Annotated in this window: 9 protein-coding genes and 4 pseudogenes; 3 read left to right on the top strand and 10 right to left on the bottom strand. The window is 68.5% G+C overall.

What is annotated here, in order from left to right:
* Window positions 1-824: 824 nt before the first annotated feature.
* The 3 genes and pseudogenes from OHA11_RS06445 to OHA11_RS06435 all read right to left on the bottom strand — a co-directional run bounded on the left by OHA11_RS06445 (window position 825) and on the right by OHA11_RS06435 (window position 5,170).
* The gene (locus OHA11_RS06445) at window positions 825-2,270 is read right to left on the bottom strand and encodes an aldehyde dehydrogenase (RefSeq protein WP_266492869.1); all 1,446 of its coding nucleotides are present in this window, start codon (window positions 2,268-2,270) and stop codon (window positions 825-827) included.
* Window positions 2,271-2,641: 371 nt separating this feature from the next.
* A pseudogene (locus OHA11_RS06440) lies at window positions 2,642-3,246 on the bottom strand (transposase); the annotation flags it as partial.
* Between the two features lie 424 nt (window positions 3,247-3,670).
* The gene (locus OHA11_RS06435) at window positions 3,671-5,170 is read right to left on the bottom strand and encodes a GMC family oxidoreductase (RefSeq protein ID WP_266492867.1); all 1,500 of its coding nucleotides are present in this window, start codon (window positions 5,168-5,170) and stop codon (window positions 3,671-3,673) included.
* 440 nt (window positions 5,171-5,610) lie between these two features.
* Between OHA11_RS06435 and OHA11_RS06430 the strand changes: the two are divergent.
* Window positions 5,611-5,859: pseudogene (locus tag OHA11_RS06430) on the top strand (transposase); the annotation flags it as partial.
* A 198-nt stretch (window positions 5,860-6,057) separates the two neighbouring features.
* On the opposite strand, the gene OHA11_RS06425 reads toward OHA11_RS06430, so the two are convergent.
* Window positions 6,058-6,900, bottom strand: coding sequence for an SDR family oxidoreductase (locus OHA11_RS06425; RefSeq protein WP_266492864.1), 843 nt, complete (start codon window positions 6,898-6,900; stop codon window positions 6,058-6,060).
* A gap of 64 nt (window positions 6,901-6,964) precedes the next feature.
* Here OHA11_RS06425 and OHA11_RS06420 point away from each other — a divergent pair, with 64 nt between their 5' ends.
* Entirely contained in the window at window positions 6,965-7,303 is a 339-nt protein-coding gene (locus OHA11_RS06420) for a helix-turn-helix domain-containing protein (RefSeq protein ID WP_266492862.1), read from the top strand.
* 334 nt (window positions 7,304-7,637) lie between these two features.
* Window positions 7,638-7,886, top strand: a pseudogene (locus tag OHA11_RS06415) (peptidoglycan-binding protein); the annotation flags it as partial.
* A gap of 529 nt (window positions 7,887-8,415) precedes the next feature.
* Here the strand turns inward: OHA11_RS06415 and OHA11_RS06410 are convergent.
* The 6 genes and pseudogenes from OHA11_RS06410 to OHA11_RS48290 form a co-directional block, all read right to left on the bottom strand.
* Entirely contained in the window at window positions 8,416-9,270 is an 855-nt protein-coding gene (locus OHA11_RS06410; protein ID WP_266492860.1) for an urease accessory protein UreD, read from the bottom strand.
* The gene (gene ureG, locus OHA11_RS06405; RefSeq protein ID WP_266492858.1) at window positions 9,267-9,956 is read right to left on the bottom strand and encodes an urease accessory protein UreG; all 690 of its coding nucleotides are present in this window, start codon (window positions 9,954-9,956) and stop codon (window positions 9,267-9,269) included. Before ureG ends, OHA11_RS06410 begins: the two co-directional genes overlap by 4 nt.
* A 37-nt stretch (window positions 9,957-9,993) precedes the next feature.
* Window positions 9,994-10,668, bottom strand: a complete 675-nt coding sequence (locus OHA11_RS06400) for an urease accessory protein UreF (RefSeq protein ID WP_266492855.1) — start codon at window positions 10,666-10,668, stop codon at window positions 9,994-9,996.
* A 116-nt stretch (window positions 10,669-10,784) separates the two neighbouring features.
* Complete coding sequence (gene ureC / locus OHA11_RS06395) at window positions 10,785-12,773, bottom strand: urease subunit alpha (RefSeq protein WP_266492853.1); 1,989 nt, start codon at window positions 12,771-12,773, stop codon at window positions 10,785-10,787.
* Window positions 12,770-13,030, bottom strand: coding sequence for an urease subunit beta (locus OHA11_RS48295; RefSeq protein WP_323186758.1), 261 nt, complete (start codon window positions 13,028-13,030; stop codon window positions 12,770-12,772). Before OHA11_RS48295 ends, ureC begins: the two co-directional genes overlap by 4 nt.
* Before the next feature lie 219 nt (window positions 13,031-13,249).
* A pseudogene (locus OHA11_RS48290) lies at window positions 13,250-13,546 on the bottom strand (urease subunit gamma); the annotation flags it as partial.
* Window positions 13,547-13,994 lie beyond the last annotated feature (448 nt).

Below are 13,994 nucleotides of genomic sequence, written 5' to 3'. Positions count from 1 at the left end.
ATGTTTCACCGGGGGGCCACGTTGCGTAAAGGCCCGCGGAGACAGGGAGGCCGCAGGAGCCTTGTGGCCGGTGCCATGCATGCAATGGTGGGAAGGGTGCACGCCGTTCCACCTCGGGGGCGTGCTACGCGCACAGTACTCCACATCAAGGTGGCCGAGTCCTCGCCCTGTGAATCCAGGCATCGCAGCCGACGGCCCGGCTGTTCTCGCAGGGTGCGGCACACCCCTCTCCGCGCCCGCCCGGAACACCGTTCGCTCGTCCAGCCCTCCTGGCAGCGCCCAGGCGCCATGTGCCCAGCTCTGTCAGTTGTCCCAGGGGAGTCCTTGTCTGCAACCCGGGCTGGCACTGCGCAACTCCACCGCATCGATCCCGGCTTCGTACCACCGCTTTCTCCCGGCTTCTTGCGTCCTGGTGTAGACGCTGGACACTTCGAGATCGAAGCCATGAGGACATCACGCCGGAGCGCTTCTCCGCTCTGGTCGACACCAACCTCAACGGCGCGTTCTACAGGACCTCCGGTGGGCCGGCAGACCGTAGTTGGGTCCCGGAGAACCCGGCGCAGACCGAGGCCATGATCCCGGTCGGCTGGCTGGGGCGTCCCGAGTCCATTGCGGACGTGGCTGTCCACTCTCCGCAGAGCACGGGACACCGTCTCTGCCACGTGCTGGGATGCCAACGGCGGCTGCCTCTACCTGCGCTGAGGTTCTGCCGACTCCACACCTTGGGTGGCGGCAGGGAGACGTGTGCGGTCCCTACGGGGATATACGACCCCGACATGAAGGGACTCCGACCATGGGATGGTCCGAGCGTGTCCGCGTATGGATCAGCGGTACAGCGACTGCGGTTGCAGGTACGCCTGCATACCCTCGGGGCCGAGTTCGCGTCCCAGGCCGCTGGCCTTGACCCCGCCGAAGGGCGCCACCGGGTCGGGCAGGTAGCGGTTCACGCCGATCGTGCCGGTGCGCACCCGGCGGGCGACCGCAGCTCCACGCTCCGGATCCGCGGTCCACACCGTGCCGCCGAGCCCGAAGTCCGAGTCGTTGGCCATGCTGACCGCGTCGTCGACATCGTTGTACGGCAGCACACACAGCACCGGGCCGAAGATCTCCTCCTGCGCGAGGACGGAACGGTTGTCGACGTCGGCGAAGACAGTGGGTTCCATGAACCAGCCCCGTTCCAGACCGACCGGTCGGCCGCCGCCAGTGGTCACCCTGGCGCCCTCGGCGCGACCCTTCGCGATGTAGCCCGCCACCCGCTCCCGCTGCTGCGCGGTGACCAGAGGGCCGACGAGAGTCCGCTCATCGAGTGCGTCACCAACGGGCAGCGAACGGGCGAGTTCCGTGACGAGGTCCACCACCTCCGTGTAGCGGCTGCGGGGCGCCAGGATGCGGGTGCTGAGGAAACAGGTCTGTCCATTGTTGGTGAACGTCGCCCGGACCAGGTCCTCGCCGATAACGGCTGGCTCAAGGACGGCGTCGTCGAGCACGATGCCGGCCGACTTCCCGCCCAGTTCGAGCGTCACCGGTCGCAGCAGCCGCCCGCACACCTCGGCAATGGCCCGGCCGGCCGGGGTCGAACCGGTGAAGGCGACCTTGTCGACGCCGGGGTGGGACACCAGATGCGCGCCTGCATCCCGGCCGCCGGGCACGATGTTGAGCACACCCGCGGGCACGCCTGCGGCTTCCGCGGCCTCCGCCATCACGAACGAGTCGAGCACCGCCTCAGGGGAGGGCTTGAGGACCACCGTGCAGCCGGTGGCCATCGCAGGAGCGATCTTGAACACCGACAGCGCCTGCGGGTAGTTCCACGGCACGATGGCCCCGACAACGCCCACCGGCACATTGCGGACCTCCACGGAACCGCCGAGCAGTCCGGCACGGGTTTTGGTGAACTCAGTGGTGCGGGCCAGGTCGGCGTAGTAGCGCAGCACCGAGCTGGGGTAACCCACCTCCAACTGCCGGGCGACGGCAATGGGCATGCCGTTCTGGCTGCTGACGGCTGTGGCAATGGCTTCCGCCCGCGCGTCCAGCTCCGCAGCGAAGCGTTCCACCACCTCGGCCCGGCGCCCGGGTTCCCAGGTCGCCCATCCGCCGGGTGCGTCGAACGCCGCACGCGCCGCGCGAACCGCCGCGTCGACGTCTTCCTCCACCGCCTCCGGAACGGAGACCAGCGGCTCCTCAGTGCTCGGGTTGATCGGGGTGATGAGGCGCTCGGTGGAGGGCCGCACCCACGTTCCACCGATGTAGAAGTGCTCGTGGCGATAGCTCATCAACGATCTCCTTGCGATCTGGTACCCGACAGAACTGGGACGGGCCAGGGAGACTTTGACGTGCCCGGAACCGCTCGGTGCGCCGTTGGGTGCACGGACAGTCGCCAGGGAATGCACAGAGTCGGACACTCACGCACCGCCCGTGCGGCGCGTGCACGCAATGGCGATCAGTCGTGCACCCGCTGCCTTGTGCACTCCATTCCGGCCGCTAATGTCCAATTCAGAGCCGCTGACGATCCGTTGCCCGTCACGGGCGAGGAGACTGGGTAGCACGCGACCTCCTGAGGTGGGCCAGCTGGTCGCCCAGACAACCCGCTTCGCCTGCCTCGCTCCGGTGGATGTGCCGGGCGTCGGGATCGACGGTGGACACCGACCAGCGCGGCGCGCCCCTGCTCGTCATTCCAGGCGATCTTCGGCTTGCCCGGGTCGGTGTAGTCGTGCGCGTGGCAGTGCTCAGCGGCCACCTCCAGGGCTCGGGGCACCTCGCGGATCACCCGGCGGACGGCGGAGATGATCTGAGTGACGGTGTCCTGGGTGGCCTCCGCGTCATCGAGGACGGTGGAGTCCAGCGCCCTGCGCTGCCTGCCCTTCGAAATGCCGGTGGCGGCCGCGACCTCCTTGACCTTGGTGAAGATCCGCGTCGGATCGGTCGAGTGGCGCAGACGTCGCCGGAAGTACGTCAGCAGCGACGGATCGAAAGCCGTGTCGTACAGGCCAAGCCCGCAGGCGCTTTCCACCGCAGATCACACCGCAGTTCCTGGACCGTCTCGAAGTCCGACAGCCCCTGCAGACTCTGTAGAACCACCGTCGCGGCCAGCACCTGCGGCGGCAGACTCGGACGACCGTTGGACGAGGGATACCTGTCGGCGAACATCGACGGCGGGAACAGGGCCTCCCTGTGTTCGGCCAGGAACGCGAACACGCTCCCGGCCGGGATCAACTCCCGGCACGTCTCCCACACATCCGGCCCGGCCATCTCCCCCCGCCCATTCCCCCTGCATGCCTACAAGACTGGCCCCGGCCCAACCGGGCCGGGGCCACAACCCCAACATTTTCAGTGATCCCCTATATGAACGATTCCAAGGGATCGGCTGCGCCCATGGGACGAGGGCGTCCAATGTCAGTGTGTGAAGACAGAGTTGGACACCCTCGCGATCGCACTCTGTGCAGGCGTCTCCGTCATCTCGCGCCATGGCAGCGGCCGGCCGTGGGGTTCGCCCCGCAGCTCACCGACGCCGAGTTGGTCACGCTGGTGCACGATTGGGTGCCTGTACAGGCGCCGGAGACGTGCCTTGGGACTCACAGGTCTCTCTGCCGCGGGCCCCAGCCGCGGGACGTGTTGCGGGAAGGACTTGTGGAAGGTGGCGCTGACGGCCGGGCGGCGCTTCACGCCACGGTGGTCAGCCGTTGGTGATCATTTCCGCCGCCTTCTCGGCAATCATTGCCGTGGGCGCGTTGGTGTTGCCCGTGGTGACGGACGGCATGACGGACGCGTCCGCGATCATGAGGGCCTCCACCGCGACACATCGCAGGTCCGGGGTGACCACCGCCTCGTCGTCCACGCCCATGCGGCAGGTGCCGGCCTGGTGGTGGTAAGTGTTGACCGCCCGGCGTACCCAGCGGGCCAGCGCTTCGTCGGTGTCATCGGTCTGCGGTCCGGGGAGGACCTCGTAGGCGCCCCAGTCGTCCGCCAGAGCATTCTGGCGCCCCACCTCACGGCACTGCCGTACGGAGGCCACGAGGGTGGCCAAATCACGTTGGGCGGTGAACAAGCCGAGGTCGATGACCGGTTCGGCGAGCGGGTCGCGGCTGCTCAAGGAAAGTGTGCCCCGGCTTTCGGGCCGGATGAGCCCGGCGTGCAGGGTGAACCCGGCCTCCGGGCCGGTCATGCCTGCGTCGTAGTAGAAGGGGATGCTGAAGTTGATTGGCTGGGTGTCCGGGACCGGAAGTGACGGATCAGTTTTCCAGAACCAATGGGTCTGGGTCACCGGCTCGAAGGGGCGCGGCGGATCGATGGGCTTGCGGGCACCGAAGACGACCGGCACGAGGAAATGGTCTTGGAGGTTCTTGCCGACCCCAGGCACGTCCGCGACTACCTTGATGCCGAGCGTTTCCAGCTCCGCCGCCGGTCCGATACCGGAGCGCAACAGTACGGCGGGCGAGGCGAGCGCGCCGGCACTCAGGACGACCTGGCCAGCGGACAGCACCCGGTGCTCGCCGCCCCGGTCCATGACCCGGACGCCGGTCACCCGGCCGCTCTCGACCACCAGGGAGTCGACGATTGTGTCAGTGTGCAGGACGAGGCGGGGATGATCCAGCACGGGACGCATGTACGCCGCCCAGGTCGACTGCCGCTTGCCGTCACGGAGATTGAGCCTCATCCGGGACACGCCGTCGAGCGTGCCGTCATTGTAGTCGCTGTTGTAGGGCAGTCCCCAGGCAAGGGCGGCGTCGATGATTGACTGCTGGATCGGCGACAGCTCAGGCTGTACCAGGTCGAGCAGGCCCTCGCCGGTCGTGAGGTCCCGCTCGATCCGCTTGAACAGCGGTTCGACAGACGCCCAGTCCCAGCCGGTGTTGCCCGCGGCCGCCCACGAGTCGTAGTCCCAGGCCGAACCCCGGACCCAGATGGTGCCGTTGAGCTGGTTGGAACCCCCTACGACCTTGCCGCGCGGGAGGCTCAGGCGGCGGTTGAGCGCGTGGGGCTGGGGAGCGCTGACGTACCTCCAGTCTTCCGGGCCTTGCCACAGCTCACCCACGCGTGACAGGTCGTGCAGGGCTGGATTGGTTTCGTCGCCACCCGCTTCGACGAGCGTGACCGTCGCGCCGGCGTCGAGGAGACGACGGGTGATCACGGATCCGGCGGTGCCCGCACCGAGGACTAGGAAATCTGAGGTCATGGTTTCTCCGGTGACTGGTGGCCATGTCGGCGTGCAGCGCCGACATGGCGGAGGCGACGGTCGCACCCCCGTGGCAGGCGTCCGGACGGCTAGGCGCACCACCACTTCACGTGCCCGCAACGGGGAGTGAACGTCCGGACTGCTGGCAGTGTGCCCAAGCCGCCCCTCACGGCGGGCCCTGTTCCGTGCACGGGAAATCACCACTCCGTGCACCAGAAGCCGCACTGAGTCGGCGCCTCTGCCAGTACTTCTTCTCACGGACGACGAGGTCCTGGCGGGCCATGGGCCGAGGTCGTGCGGGGCGACGTCCCTGAGCTTGGCGTCTAACGTCGCAGGTCGCTCGGCCTGCTGAGATCCCCGGGAACCGGCGGCACGTGACGCGGCCGTTCTTCACGCTTCGAGATGTCGAGTAACGAAGCATGAAAGAACGGCCGCTGCCCATGAGTTTCCCCGTCGACGCGCCCGCAGGCGAGGCATTGGGAGTGTTGTCCACTTTCGGGTCGACTTCTGCGACTGCCTGTACCGCCGCGCCGATGCGCTCTTCGAGCTCACCGACGCGATCCTGTGCGCGGACGGGCCGGTTGGAGTCGACGCGGTTGCGCCGCACGCCGGCCGGTCTGCCGCTGCCGAGGGCGGCCGACGGGCGGATCGTACTGGCCGTGGATGTCAGCAACTGGCTCCGCCCGGACACCCCGACCGGCGACGACTTGAGACGGCTCGTCGCCGAGCGGGAGCATTCCCTGTCAAGTTCAGCGTGGGGAAGTGGGGCGTGCGGGCCCAAGGTGCGGGCGGTCGGCGGTTCTTGAGGACTTGGCAGGCCGCCCACGAGGTGCGGCGGTCTGTCAAGTCCTGCTTGCCGAGTTCGGACGAGTCGGCAGTGATTGCGGTCAGAGGCCGATGTCGGCCAGCCACTGGCTCGTGGTCCGGGGGGTGATGTCCAGCAACTTCTGGGCGGAGTTCTCCGGTGCGATCGAGCGGTCGGGAAGCGTGCTCATGGCTGTGTAGAGTCCGGCGACGTCGGCGGCGGGGCCCTCGCCGATCAGCGGTGCGATGGAAGTGCGGAACTGCTCGGGGGCGATCGGCTCGAAGTCCACGTTCTGGCCGAAGCGGGCGCCGAACGCTTTCGCCAGGTCCGGTCCGGTGATCGCCGGATACTGGCCGACGGAGACCACGCCGGTGACGTCCGATCGGTCGAACAGGGCGACGGCGGCATCGGCTATGTCCAGGTGTGATGCCCAGGAGACGGGGAAGTCCGCGCGGATCGGGTAGGGCAGGACGCCCCGCTCGCGGACCGTGTCGACGACGAACGGCATGAGGAGGTTTTCCAGGTAGAACGTGGGTGCGATCACCGCGTGGGACACCCCGCTGTCCGCCAGGCCGCTGGCCAGCATGGCGGCCGCGCCGCCGGTGTCGGGGTCGGTCGGGGCACCGCTGGTGGAGAGCACCACGCGGGCCGGGCGGGCTGCGCGGACGGCGGCGATGATGTTGCGCGCATAGGTCTGGCGGTCCTCTTCGGAGACCATCGGCAGGTGGACGAACACCCCGTTTGCGCCGCGGTATGCCTCGGTCAGTTCCTCCGTGGAGGAGTAGTCGGCGGCCACCACGCGTGCGCCGTCCACGACGGCGTCCGGGTTGCGGGTGAGAGCGGTTACGGGCTTGCCCGCGGCGGCGAGAGCGGCGACGACGGGGGCGCCCTGGGCGCCGGTGGCGCCGTGAATCACGTAGGTCATGGCTTCATTAGTGCATGCGATGCATCAGTTACATCAACTGCACTAATGGGGTACAGTCAAAAATGTGACGGACTCCTTTCTGCCCGAGTGCGGTGTCGCCCGGTTCCTCGCCCTGCTCAACGGTCCGTGGGCCACCCTGATCGTGCGCGAACTGTTGAACGGCCCCCACCGCTTCACCGAGCTGCGCGAGGCCCTGCCCGGCATCAGTCCGCACACCCTGACCAGCCGACTGCGCCAGTTCGAGCGGCACGGCATCGTGACCCGCACGACCTACGCGGAGATCCCGCCGCGCGTCGAGTATGCGCTCACCCCTCTCGGCACAGGGCTGCGCGACGTCTTGGAGGCCATGGGGACCTGGGCCATGACGGTGCCGGATCCCGGGGCCGACGTCACCGCCTGCTAGGTATGCGTCTAGTTGAGAAGCCGTATCCGAACCGATCTGGGAACGTGTGGATCGAGCGGAGTTCCTGGTCGGGTGATCTTCCGGCGGTACGCGCACGAAGGCAGGGCCTCTTGGTGGCTCGGGGGTGCGACCCCATTCCGAGCGGTTCCCGGAGGCCCTGTTGTTGTTGCACGCGCCCGAACCCACCCGCTTCAACTCGCCCGCCGCGTCGTGCGATTGACTCGCGCACGTCACCGGCAGCTTCTGGACCAATGCCGCGAAGTCAAGGATTCGGTGGTGGCATCAGGGCGTCAGGGCGTCAGGGCGGGTGATTTTGCACACCGACCCGGGCCCGATGCCGAAGTGGCCCACCACAGGGGCGATGCCCAAGCCGGGGGCGCCGGCGTTCCCCGGCCGCAGCGTCTTCGGTCCCGGCAAGTCGAACGGGTCGATTCTCGCGCTTGGGCAGCAGCTTGTGAGCAAGGGCCTCGGGAAGCACTACCGCGTCGGCCCGTCCCGCGATTGGGGCGAGGCGGACCGCCTCAACGTCGCTGACTTCCAGCGCGCCCAGAAGTGGACCGGCTCCGACGCCGGCGGCCACCCCGGCCCGGAGTGGCGAACACCCCGCGGTGACGGCGGGGACTTCGCCCTCTCCGGAGGCGGGTTATTGAGCCGGGATCATCCCGGCGGGAGCGGGGAGCAGGACGCCCACATTCCGCACTTCTGGCGAATGGACGGGCCACCCCGCGGGTGCGGGGAGCAGAGCCTCCTAGGTCAGGGCAAGCTCGGCGAGACGGGACCATCCCCGCACCCGCGGGGATGGCCCCCCGATCGCGGACACCCTCGACAAGGGCCCACTGCCTGTGGCCGGTGGGGCGCTGCGGAAGTTTCCTCGATTCGTCCGGCGGTCACAAGCAGTTACTGCCGCTGGTCCGCTTACCAGCGGACCATTGGTCAGGGCAGTAGGCGCATCGCCCGGGACCGGCTGCCCGAGTTTCTTCGATCCAGACAGCAGCATTCACGTGTCCGCCGCCGTGACCGACGATCCGGCGGGCAGCCGCTCATCTCAAACCTCAGTAGCGACTGGTCCGACGCTGGGTCCCGTCGCCCGCCCGGTTGGCAGCCCATCCGCGCTAGCGGTCGAGGGCGTGTGCGTGTGCCTCGTCGAGCAGTTTCCGCAGAGTTGACGCGCTGGGTGCGATGGCGGTGGCGAGTAGTGCGGGCCCGCCGGCCAGTGGTGCGAGGACGGCGCACCCGTTCTTGGTGCCGTCGCCGAGCACTATGGGGTCTTGTCGGTGGTCGAGGCGTGGGTCCACGATCAGGAGTTGCCCGACGGCGCGGTGTCCGTTGAGGACGGCCGGGCCGTCCCAGCCGGGTTCTGGGGCTCCGTAGGCCGTGTGCTGGTCGAGTAGCGGGCGCCCGGCACGGTGGACCAGGATCCGGCTGACGAGGTGGCCTGGTTCCTCGTCGGCCCGGCCCAGGAGTTGCTCTTCTCGCAGGGTCAGCCGTGAGGTGGCGGCGAGTTCGATGGTGTACGTCTGCCGCAGGTTGCTGTCGGCGGCGCTGATCAGGGGCTGTGGTAGCCAGCGCAGATGGGCGTGTTCTCCGGCGGTGATGCGCACGTCGTAGGTGGCCGCGTCGGTGGTGGGACCGCGCAGGGCGAGTGTGGCGGCGGCCGTGGTGACTTCCAGCTCGGCCCGGTCCTCGGCGGTGATGTCGAGGGTGAGCCGGTCGCCACCGAGCGGGGCGCTCATCGCGCCGATGATCCCCACCGCGGCGGCACTGCCCTGGGTGCGCAGGCGCCGCAGGTGGAAGGGGCCGTCGCTGCGCAACTGCGGGAGGGTGGTGACGCGTCCGTTGTGCGCGGCGCGGATGCGGGCGGTGGCATGCACGCCGTCGGGGTGTCCGGCGGGCTCCTGGTCGCCGGCTGGGGGAATGTCGAGGTCGGACGTGGCGCAGATGGCGGTGAGTTTGGTGGAGGGGCTCATACGGTTGCCCCGGCGTGCCACTGGGTGAGGTGGCCGGTGACCCAGTCGGCGACTTCGCGGACGCCGTCGTCGGAGGTGAGATTGGTGAAGATGACGGGCAGGTCGCCGCGCTGTCGTTTCGCGTCGATGGCCATGGTGTCCAGGTCGGCGCCGACGTGCGGGGCGAGGTCGGTCTTGTTGACGATCAGGAGGTCGGCGGTGGTGATGCCGGGGCCGCCCTTGCGGGGGATGTCGTCGCCGCTGGCGACGTCGATGACGAAGATCTGCACGTCGACGAGGCCCTTGGAGAAGGTGGCGGTCAGGTTGTCACCACCGGACTCGACGAGCACGAGGTCGAGGGGGTGGAGGGTTGCTTCCAGGTGTTCGACGGCTTCCAGGTTTGCTGAGATGTCGTCGCGGATCGCGGTGTGCGGGCAGGCGCCGGTCTCGACGGCGGTGATGCGCTCGGGCGGCAGGACGGCTTCGCGCAGCAGGTACTCGGCGTCCTCGCGGGTGTAGATGTCGTTGGTGACAGCGGCGATGCACCAGCGGTCGCGCAGCGTGCGGCAGAGCGCGGCGACGGCCGCGGTCTTGCCGGAGCCGACGGGGCCGCCCAGGCCGAGGCGCAGGGCGCGGCGGCTGCCGTCGGGCCGGGTCGCCGAAGCGCTGGAGGCGTGCTGGTGAGGCAGAGAGTGGTCGAGGTGCATGGCAACTCCGTTTGGGAATCCGGGCGTTCAGTGGCGGTCAGGAGGTGAAGAGCCGGACGGACCAGGCGGCGTGCTGCTCCCCGGTGATGTCCAGCAGGGGTGAGGAGGCCGACGGCAGGGCATCGAGGCCCTCGGTCGTGGCACGGTTCGCGGCGTCGGCCGCGGCTTGTGCGACGTCGTCGATTTCGGGGGCGAGGCGGGCCAGTAGCCCCGAGGCGTCGAGCGGGTCGAGGCTCAGCAGGCGCACCGCTGCGGTGGCCGGGCCGCCGATGTTCTCGTACGCGGCGGCATAGGCGGCGTCCAGCGGGGCGAGTCCGGCGGCGTGGGCGGCGAGGCCCAGGACGATGGGCTGGTGGGCGCCCTGGGGACGCGCGGCGGCCAGGTTTTCGAGTTCGGCGGACGGAAAGGTGGCACGGGCGGCGCGCATCATCTGCCGGCCGAGCCTGCGGGCGACGGCACGCAGTGCGGGGGCGGGGGTGCGCGCGTCGGCGGCGTCGTCGAGCAGCAGCGGGTCGTATCCGCCGGCGGCTGCGGCGGCGAGCCCGGCCGTCGTCAGACCGGTGGTGTGCAGGCGCCCGCGGCAGAACGCCTCCAGGCTGTGGGTGTCGTGTACGGCTCCGTGGGCGACGGCGGCCTCGACGCCGCCGGAGTGGGCGTGCCCGCCGGCGGGAAAGCGGCCATCGGTCAGAAGGAGCAGGGCTGCGCGGCTCATGTGCGAGCGGCTGCCTTTCACAGGGTCGGATGGGGGCGCGGTATCCCGGGCGGGCACACCAGGCCCGCCCGGGACCCGGCCGAAGCGGCGGCGCCGACGGCCGGACAGGCGTCGGATCAGAAGAGGAAGTACCGCTGCGCCAGGGGGACTTCGGTGACGTAGGAGCGCGGTACGGTCGCACCGTTGAGTTCGGTGCGGGCATCGCTCGTTGTGGCACCGCCGATGGTGACCTCGAAGCTGTTGTGGTCGACCTCGAGGCTCTTGGGCACCGTGTCGTTCAGCTTCATGTCGGTCTTCCTGACGTTCCGGGTGTCCGCGATCTCGACGAACTTCTTGCTGAGCCCGAGCCCCTCCGTCTGCGCCTCCGTGGCCGCGTTGCCGCTGGCCCGGAAGACGAAGCGGGTGTTCAACTTCTCCGCCACGCCCGGGGCGGCGAAGTTCACCGAGTTGCTCCCCGGAGCACGGCCGGTGGAGCCCCAGACCGCCCGCGGCAGGTACGGCTGCGGCGTCGTGATCGAGGCATTGGCGTCGCCGACCTGCGCGTAGGCGAGCTGGCCGCCCTTGAGGACCATGTGCGTCCTGACGCCGAAGAACTTCGGCTCCCACAGCACAAGATCGGCAAGCTTCTCGGTCTCCACGGAACCGACGTACGCGTCGATGCCGTGGGTGATCGCCGGGTTGACCGTGTATTTGGCGACGTACCGGCGCGCCCGGTGGTTGTCGTTGGGCTGCAGCCCGTCCTCGTTGTAGGAGTGGTCCTTTTTGTCATCCTTGATCGTTCGGACTTTAGCGCTCTGCAGGTCTTCGGGCAGCGGGCCATAGCGGCACTTCATGACATGCGCGGTCTGCCAGGTCCGCATGATCATCTCGCCGATGCGGCCCATTGCCTGGGCGTCCGAGGACATCATCGAGATGGCGCCCATGTCGTGGAGGAGGTCCTCCGCCGCCATGGTGGACGGGCGGATACGGGAATCCGCGAAGGCCATGTCCGCCGGAATGTCCGGGTTGAGGTGGTGGCACACAACCATCATGTCGACGTGCTCCTTGACGGTGTTCACCGTGAAGGGCCGGGTGGGGTTGGTCGAGGCGGGCAGGACGTTCGGCTCCTTGACCAGCTCGATCATGTCCGGGGCGTGGCCCCCTCCGGCGCCCTCGACATGGAAGATGTGGATGGAACGCTTGTTGATGGCCTTCTTGGTGTCCTCCAGGAAACCGGACTCGTTGAGCGAGTCGGCGTGCAAGGCGAGCTGGACCTTGCGGTTCTCGCAGACGGCCAGCGCCTTGTCGATCACCGCAGGGGTGGCGCCCCAGTCTTCGTGAATCTTGAAGCCGATGACTCCGGCGTCCACCTGCTCGTTCAGAGCGGTTTCGTTCATCGTGCTGCCCTTGCCGAGCAGACCGATGTTGACCGGGTAGTCGTCCAGGGCTTCGAAGACGCGGGTGATGTGCCACTCGCCCGGGGTCACGGTGGTGGCCGTGCTGCCTTCTGCTGGGCCGGTGCCGCCGCCGATGAGAGTGGTCACGCCCGAGGCCAGGGCCTCGTGGATCTCCTCGGGGCAGATGAAGTGAACGTGGGTGTCCACACCGCCCGCGGTGAGGATCCGGCCGTTGCCGGAGATGACCTCGGTGCTCGGGCCGACCGCGAAGTTCGTCGCCGTCACCGGTAGCGGCTCGCTCCCCTTTTCACGTGCGGGCTCCTGGAAGACCGCGATCGGGTCCATCGTCTCGGGGTTGTACGCCTTGCCGATGGCGTGAACCTTGCCGTCCCTGATGCCGACGTCGGCCTTGACCACACCCCACCAGTCGAGGATCAGCGCCCCGGTGATGACCGTGTCCATGGGAAGGCGATCCGTGTTGCCGCCCCCGTCCCTCGGGATGTGGGACATGCCCATCGACTCGCGGATCACCTTCCCGCCGCCGAAGATCATCTCGTTGCCGCTGTATTCCGGTCCGCCACTCCAGTCGGCTTCGATCTCAACCGTGAGATCGGTGTCGGCAAGGCGGACACGATCCTTGGTGGTGGGCCCGTACAGAGCGGTGTAGTCCGCCCTCTTCAGCAGGTTGCTCGGCCTCTGCCGGTCCGTCTTCCCGGGCTGGCTGCTCATCGGACGATCCCCTTGCGCAGTCCCTGAATCTTGCGGGTGTCGCTCTTGGCGTCGCCTTCGATCTTCACCAGCTCAACGCAGCACTCGTCTCCTGGTTCGAACCGCACGGACGTGCCCGCGGCGATGTTGAGCCGTCGCCCCTTCGCCTCGGCGCACGTCCACAGCTCGTCATAGGTCACGGGCGTGCCGGCGGGGTTCACGACCGCCTTGAGGCCGGGGTTGACCTCGGCGAAGTGGTAGTGGGAGCCGACCTGGATGGGACGGTCGGACGTGTTCCTGACCTTGATCGTCTTCTTGTCGTCCTGCAGGTGCTTGTTGAACGCGATTGCCTGGTGCCAGGACGCGGCGTCCTCGCAGGCATCGCAACAGGTGGACGAGGCGGTGTCGTCGCAGTCGACCGGGCACTGCGGCCTGCGCGCCGGCAGGGGGTGCTCGATCTTGCCCGGGTAGACCTCGGGCTCCTGAGTGGCCTCCGGAATGGGGTCGTGGATCGTGACCAGCTTGGTGCCGTCCGGGAAGGTCGCCTCCACCTGGACGTTCTTGATCATCTCCGGGACGCCGTCCATCACGTCGTCACGGGTGAGCACCCGTCGGCCCGAGTCCATGATGTCGCTGACGGTCTTACCGTCGCGCGCCGCCTCGAAGACGTGAACGGATAGCAGGGCCATCGTCTCGGGGTAGTTCAGAAGCAGCCCCCGTTCGCGGCGCTTTCCCGCCACGTCGGCCGCCACGTGGATCAGTAAGCGCTCCTGCTCATGCGGAGTCAAATGCACGATGACTCGTCTCTGTTGGTCGGATGGTGCGTGCGACCGGGCATGCCAACGTCACGGACAGCGTTCCCCCGGAAGGCGACGGCCGCTCTCCGATCATCAGCGCGGAAGAACGGCGAGACGGCCGCACGGCGGCTGATCCACACCATCTGATGAATTCGCGGAGTACGCCGTTTTGACCCCACCGGACAGGAGAAGCCCGGGTTCGAAACCGTGGACGAATCAGGGGCGTTGGGCCCCTTCCGCGGGTAAGCGCATGTGAACGCGTCCTGGACCGGAGCGTTTCCTCGTCGCGCGCCCTCCGCGTCGCTCACCACTCCGCTCGCGCGCCGGGTTCACGCCCTGACGGCGTCCTTCCGGATTCCCCCACACTGGGCCTGCCGCCGGGCCCCGGGGAGGGCCTCGCGGGTTTCGACACCATGGGGGGGACTGTGTCGTTTCTGCCTGAGCC

Source organism: Streptomyces sp. NBC_00878, assembly GCF_026341515.1.
Taxonomy (GTDB): Bacteria; Actinomycetota; Actinomycetes; order Streptomycetales; family Streptomycetaceae; genus Streptomyces.
Note: the sequence above shows the minus strand (reverse complement) of the source record. Positions and strands in the feature narration are given on the sequence as shown.

Bases quoted from the DNA above. Each gene is read 5' to 3' on its own strand.
- OHA11_RS06445 (WP_266492869.1), bottom strand. From the start codon at position 2,270: ATGAGCTATCGCCACGAGCACTTCTACATCGGTGGAACGTGGGTGCGG.
- OHA11_RS06435 (WP_266492867.1), bottom strand. From the start codon at position 5,170: ATGACCTCAGATTTCCTAGTCCTCGGTGCGGGCACCGCCGGATCCGTG.
- OHA11_RS06425 (WP_266492864.1), bottom strand. From the start codon at position 6,900: ATGACCTACGTGATTCACGGCGCCACCGGCGCCCAGGGCGCCCCCGTC.
- OHA11_RS06410 (WP_266492860.1), bottom strand. From the start codon at position 9,270: ATGAGCCCCTCCACCAAACTCACCGCCATCTGCGCCACGTCCGACCTC.
- ureG (WP_266492858.1), bottom strand. From the start codon at position 9,956: ATGCACCTCGACCACTCTCTGCCTCACCAGCACGCCTCCAGCGCTTCG.
- OHA11_RS06400 (WP_266492855.1), bottom strand. From the start codon at position 10,668: ATGAGCCGCGCAGCCCTGCTCCTTCTGACCGATGGCCGCTTTCCCGCC.
- ureC (WP_266492853.1), bottom strand. From the start codon at position 12,773: ATGAGCAGCCAGCCCGGGAAGACGGACCGGCAGAGGCCGAGCAACCTG.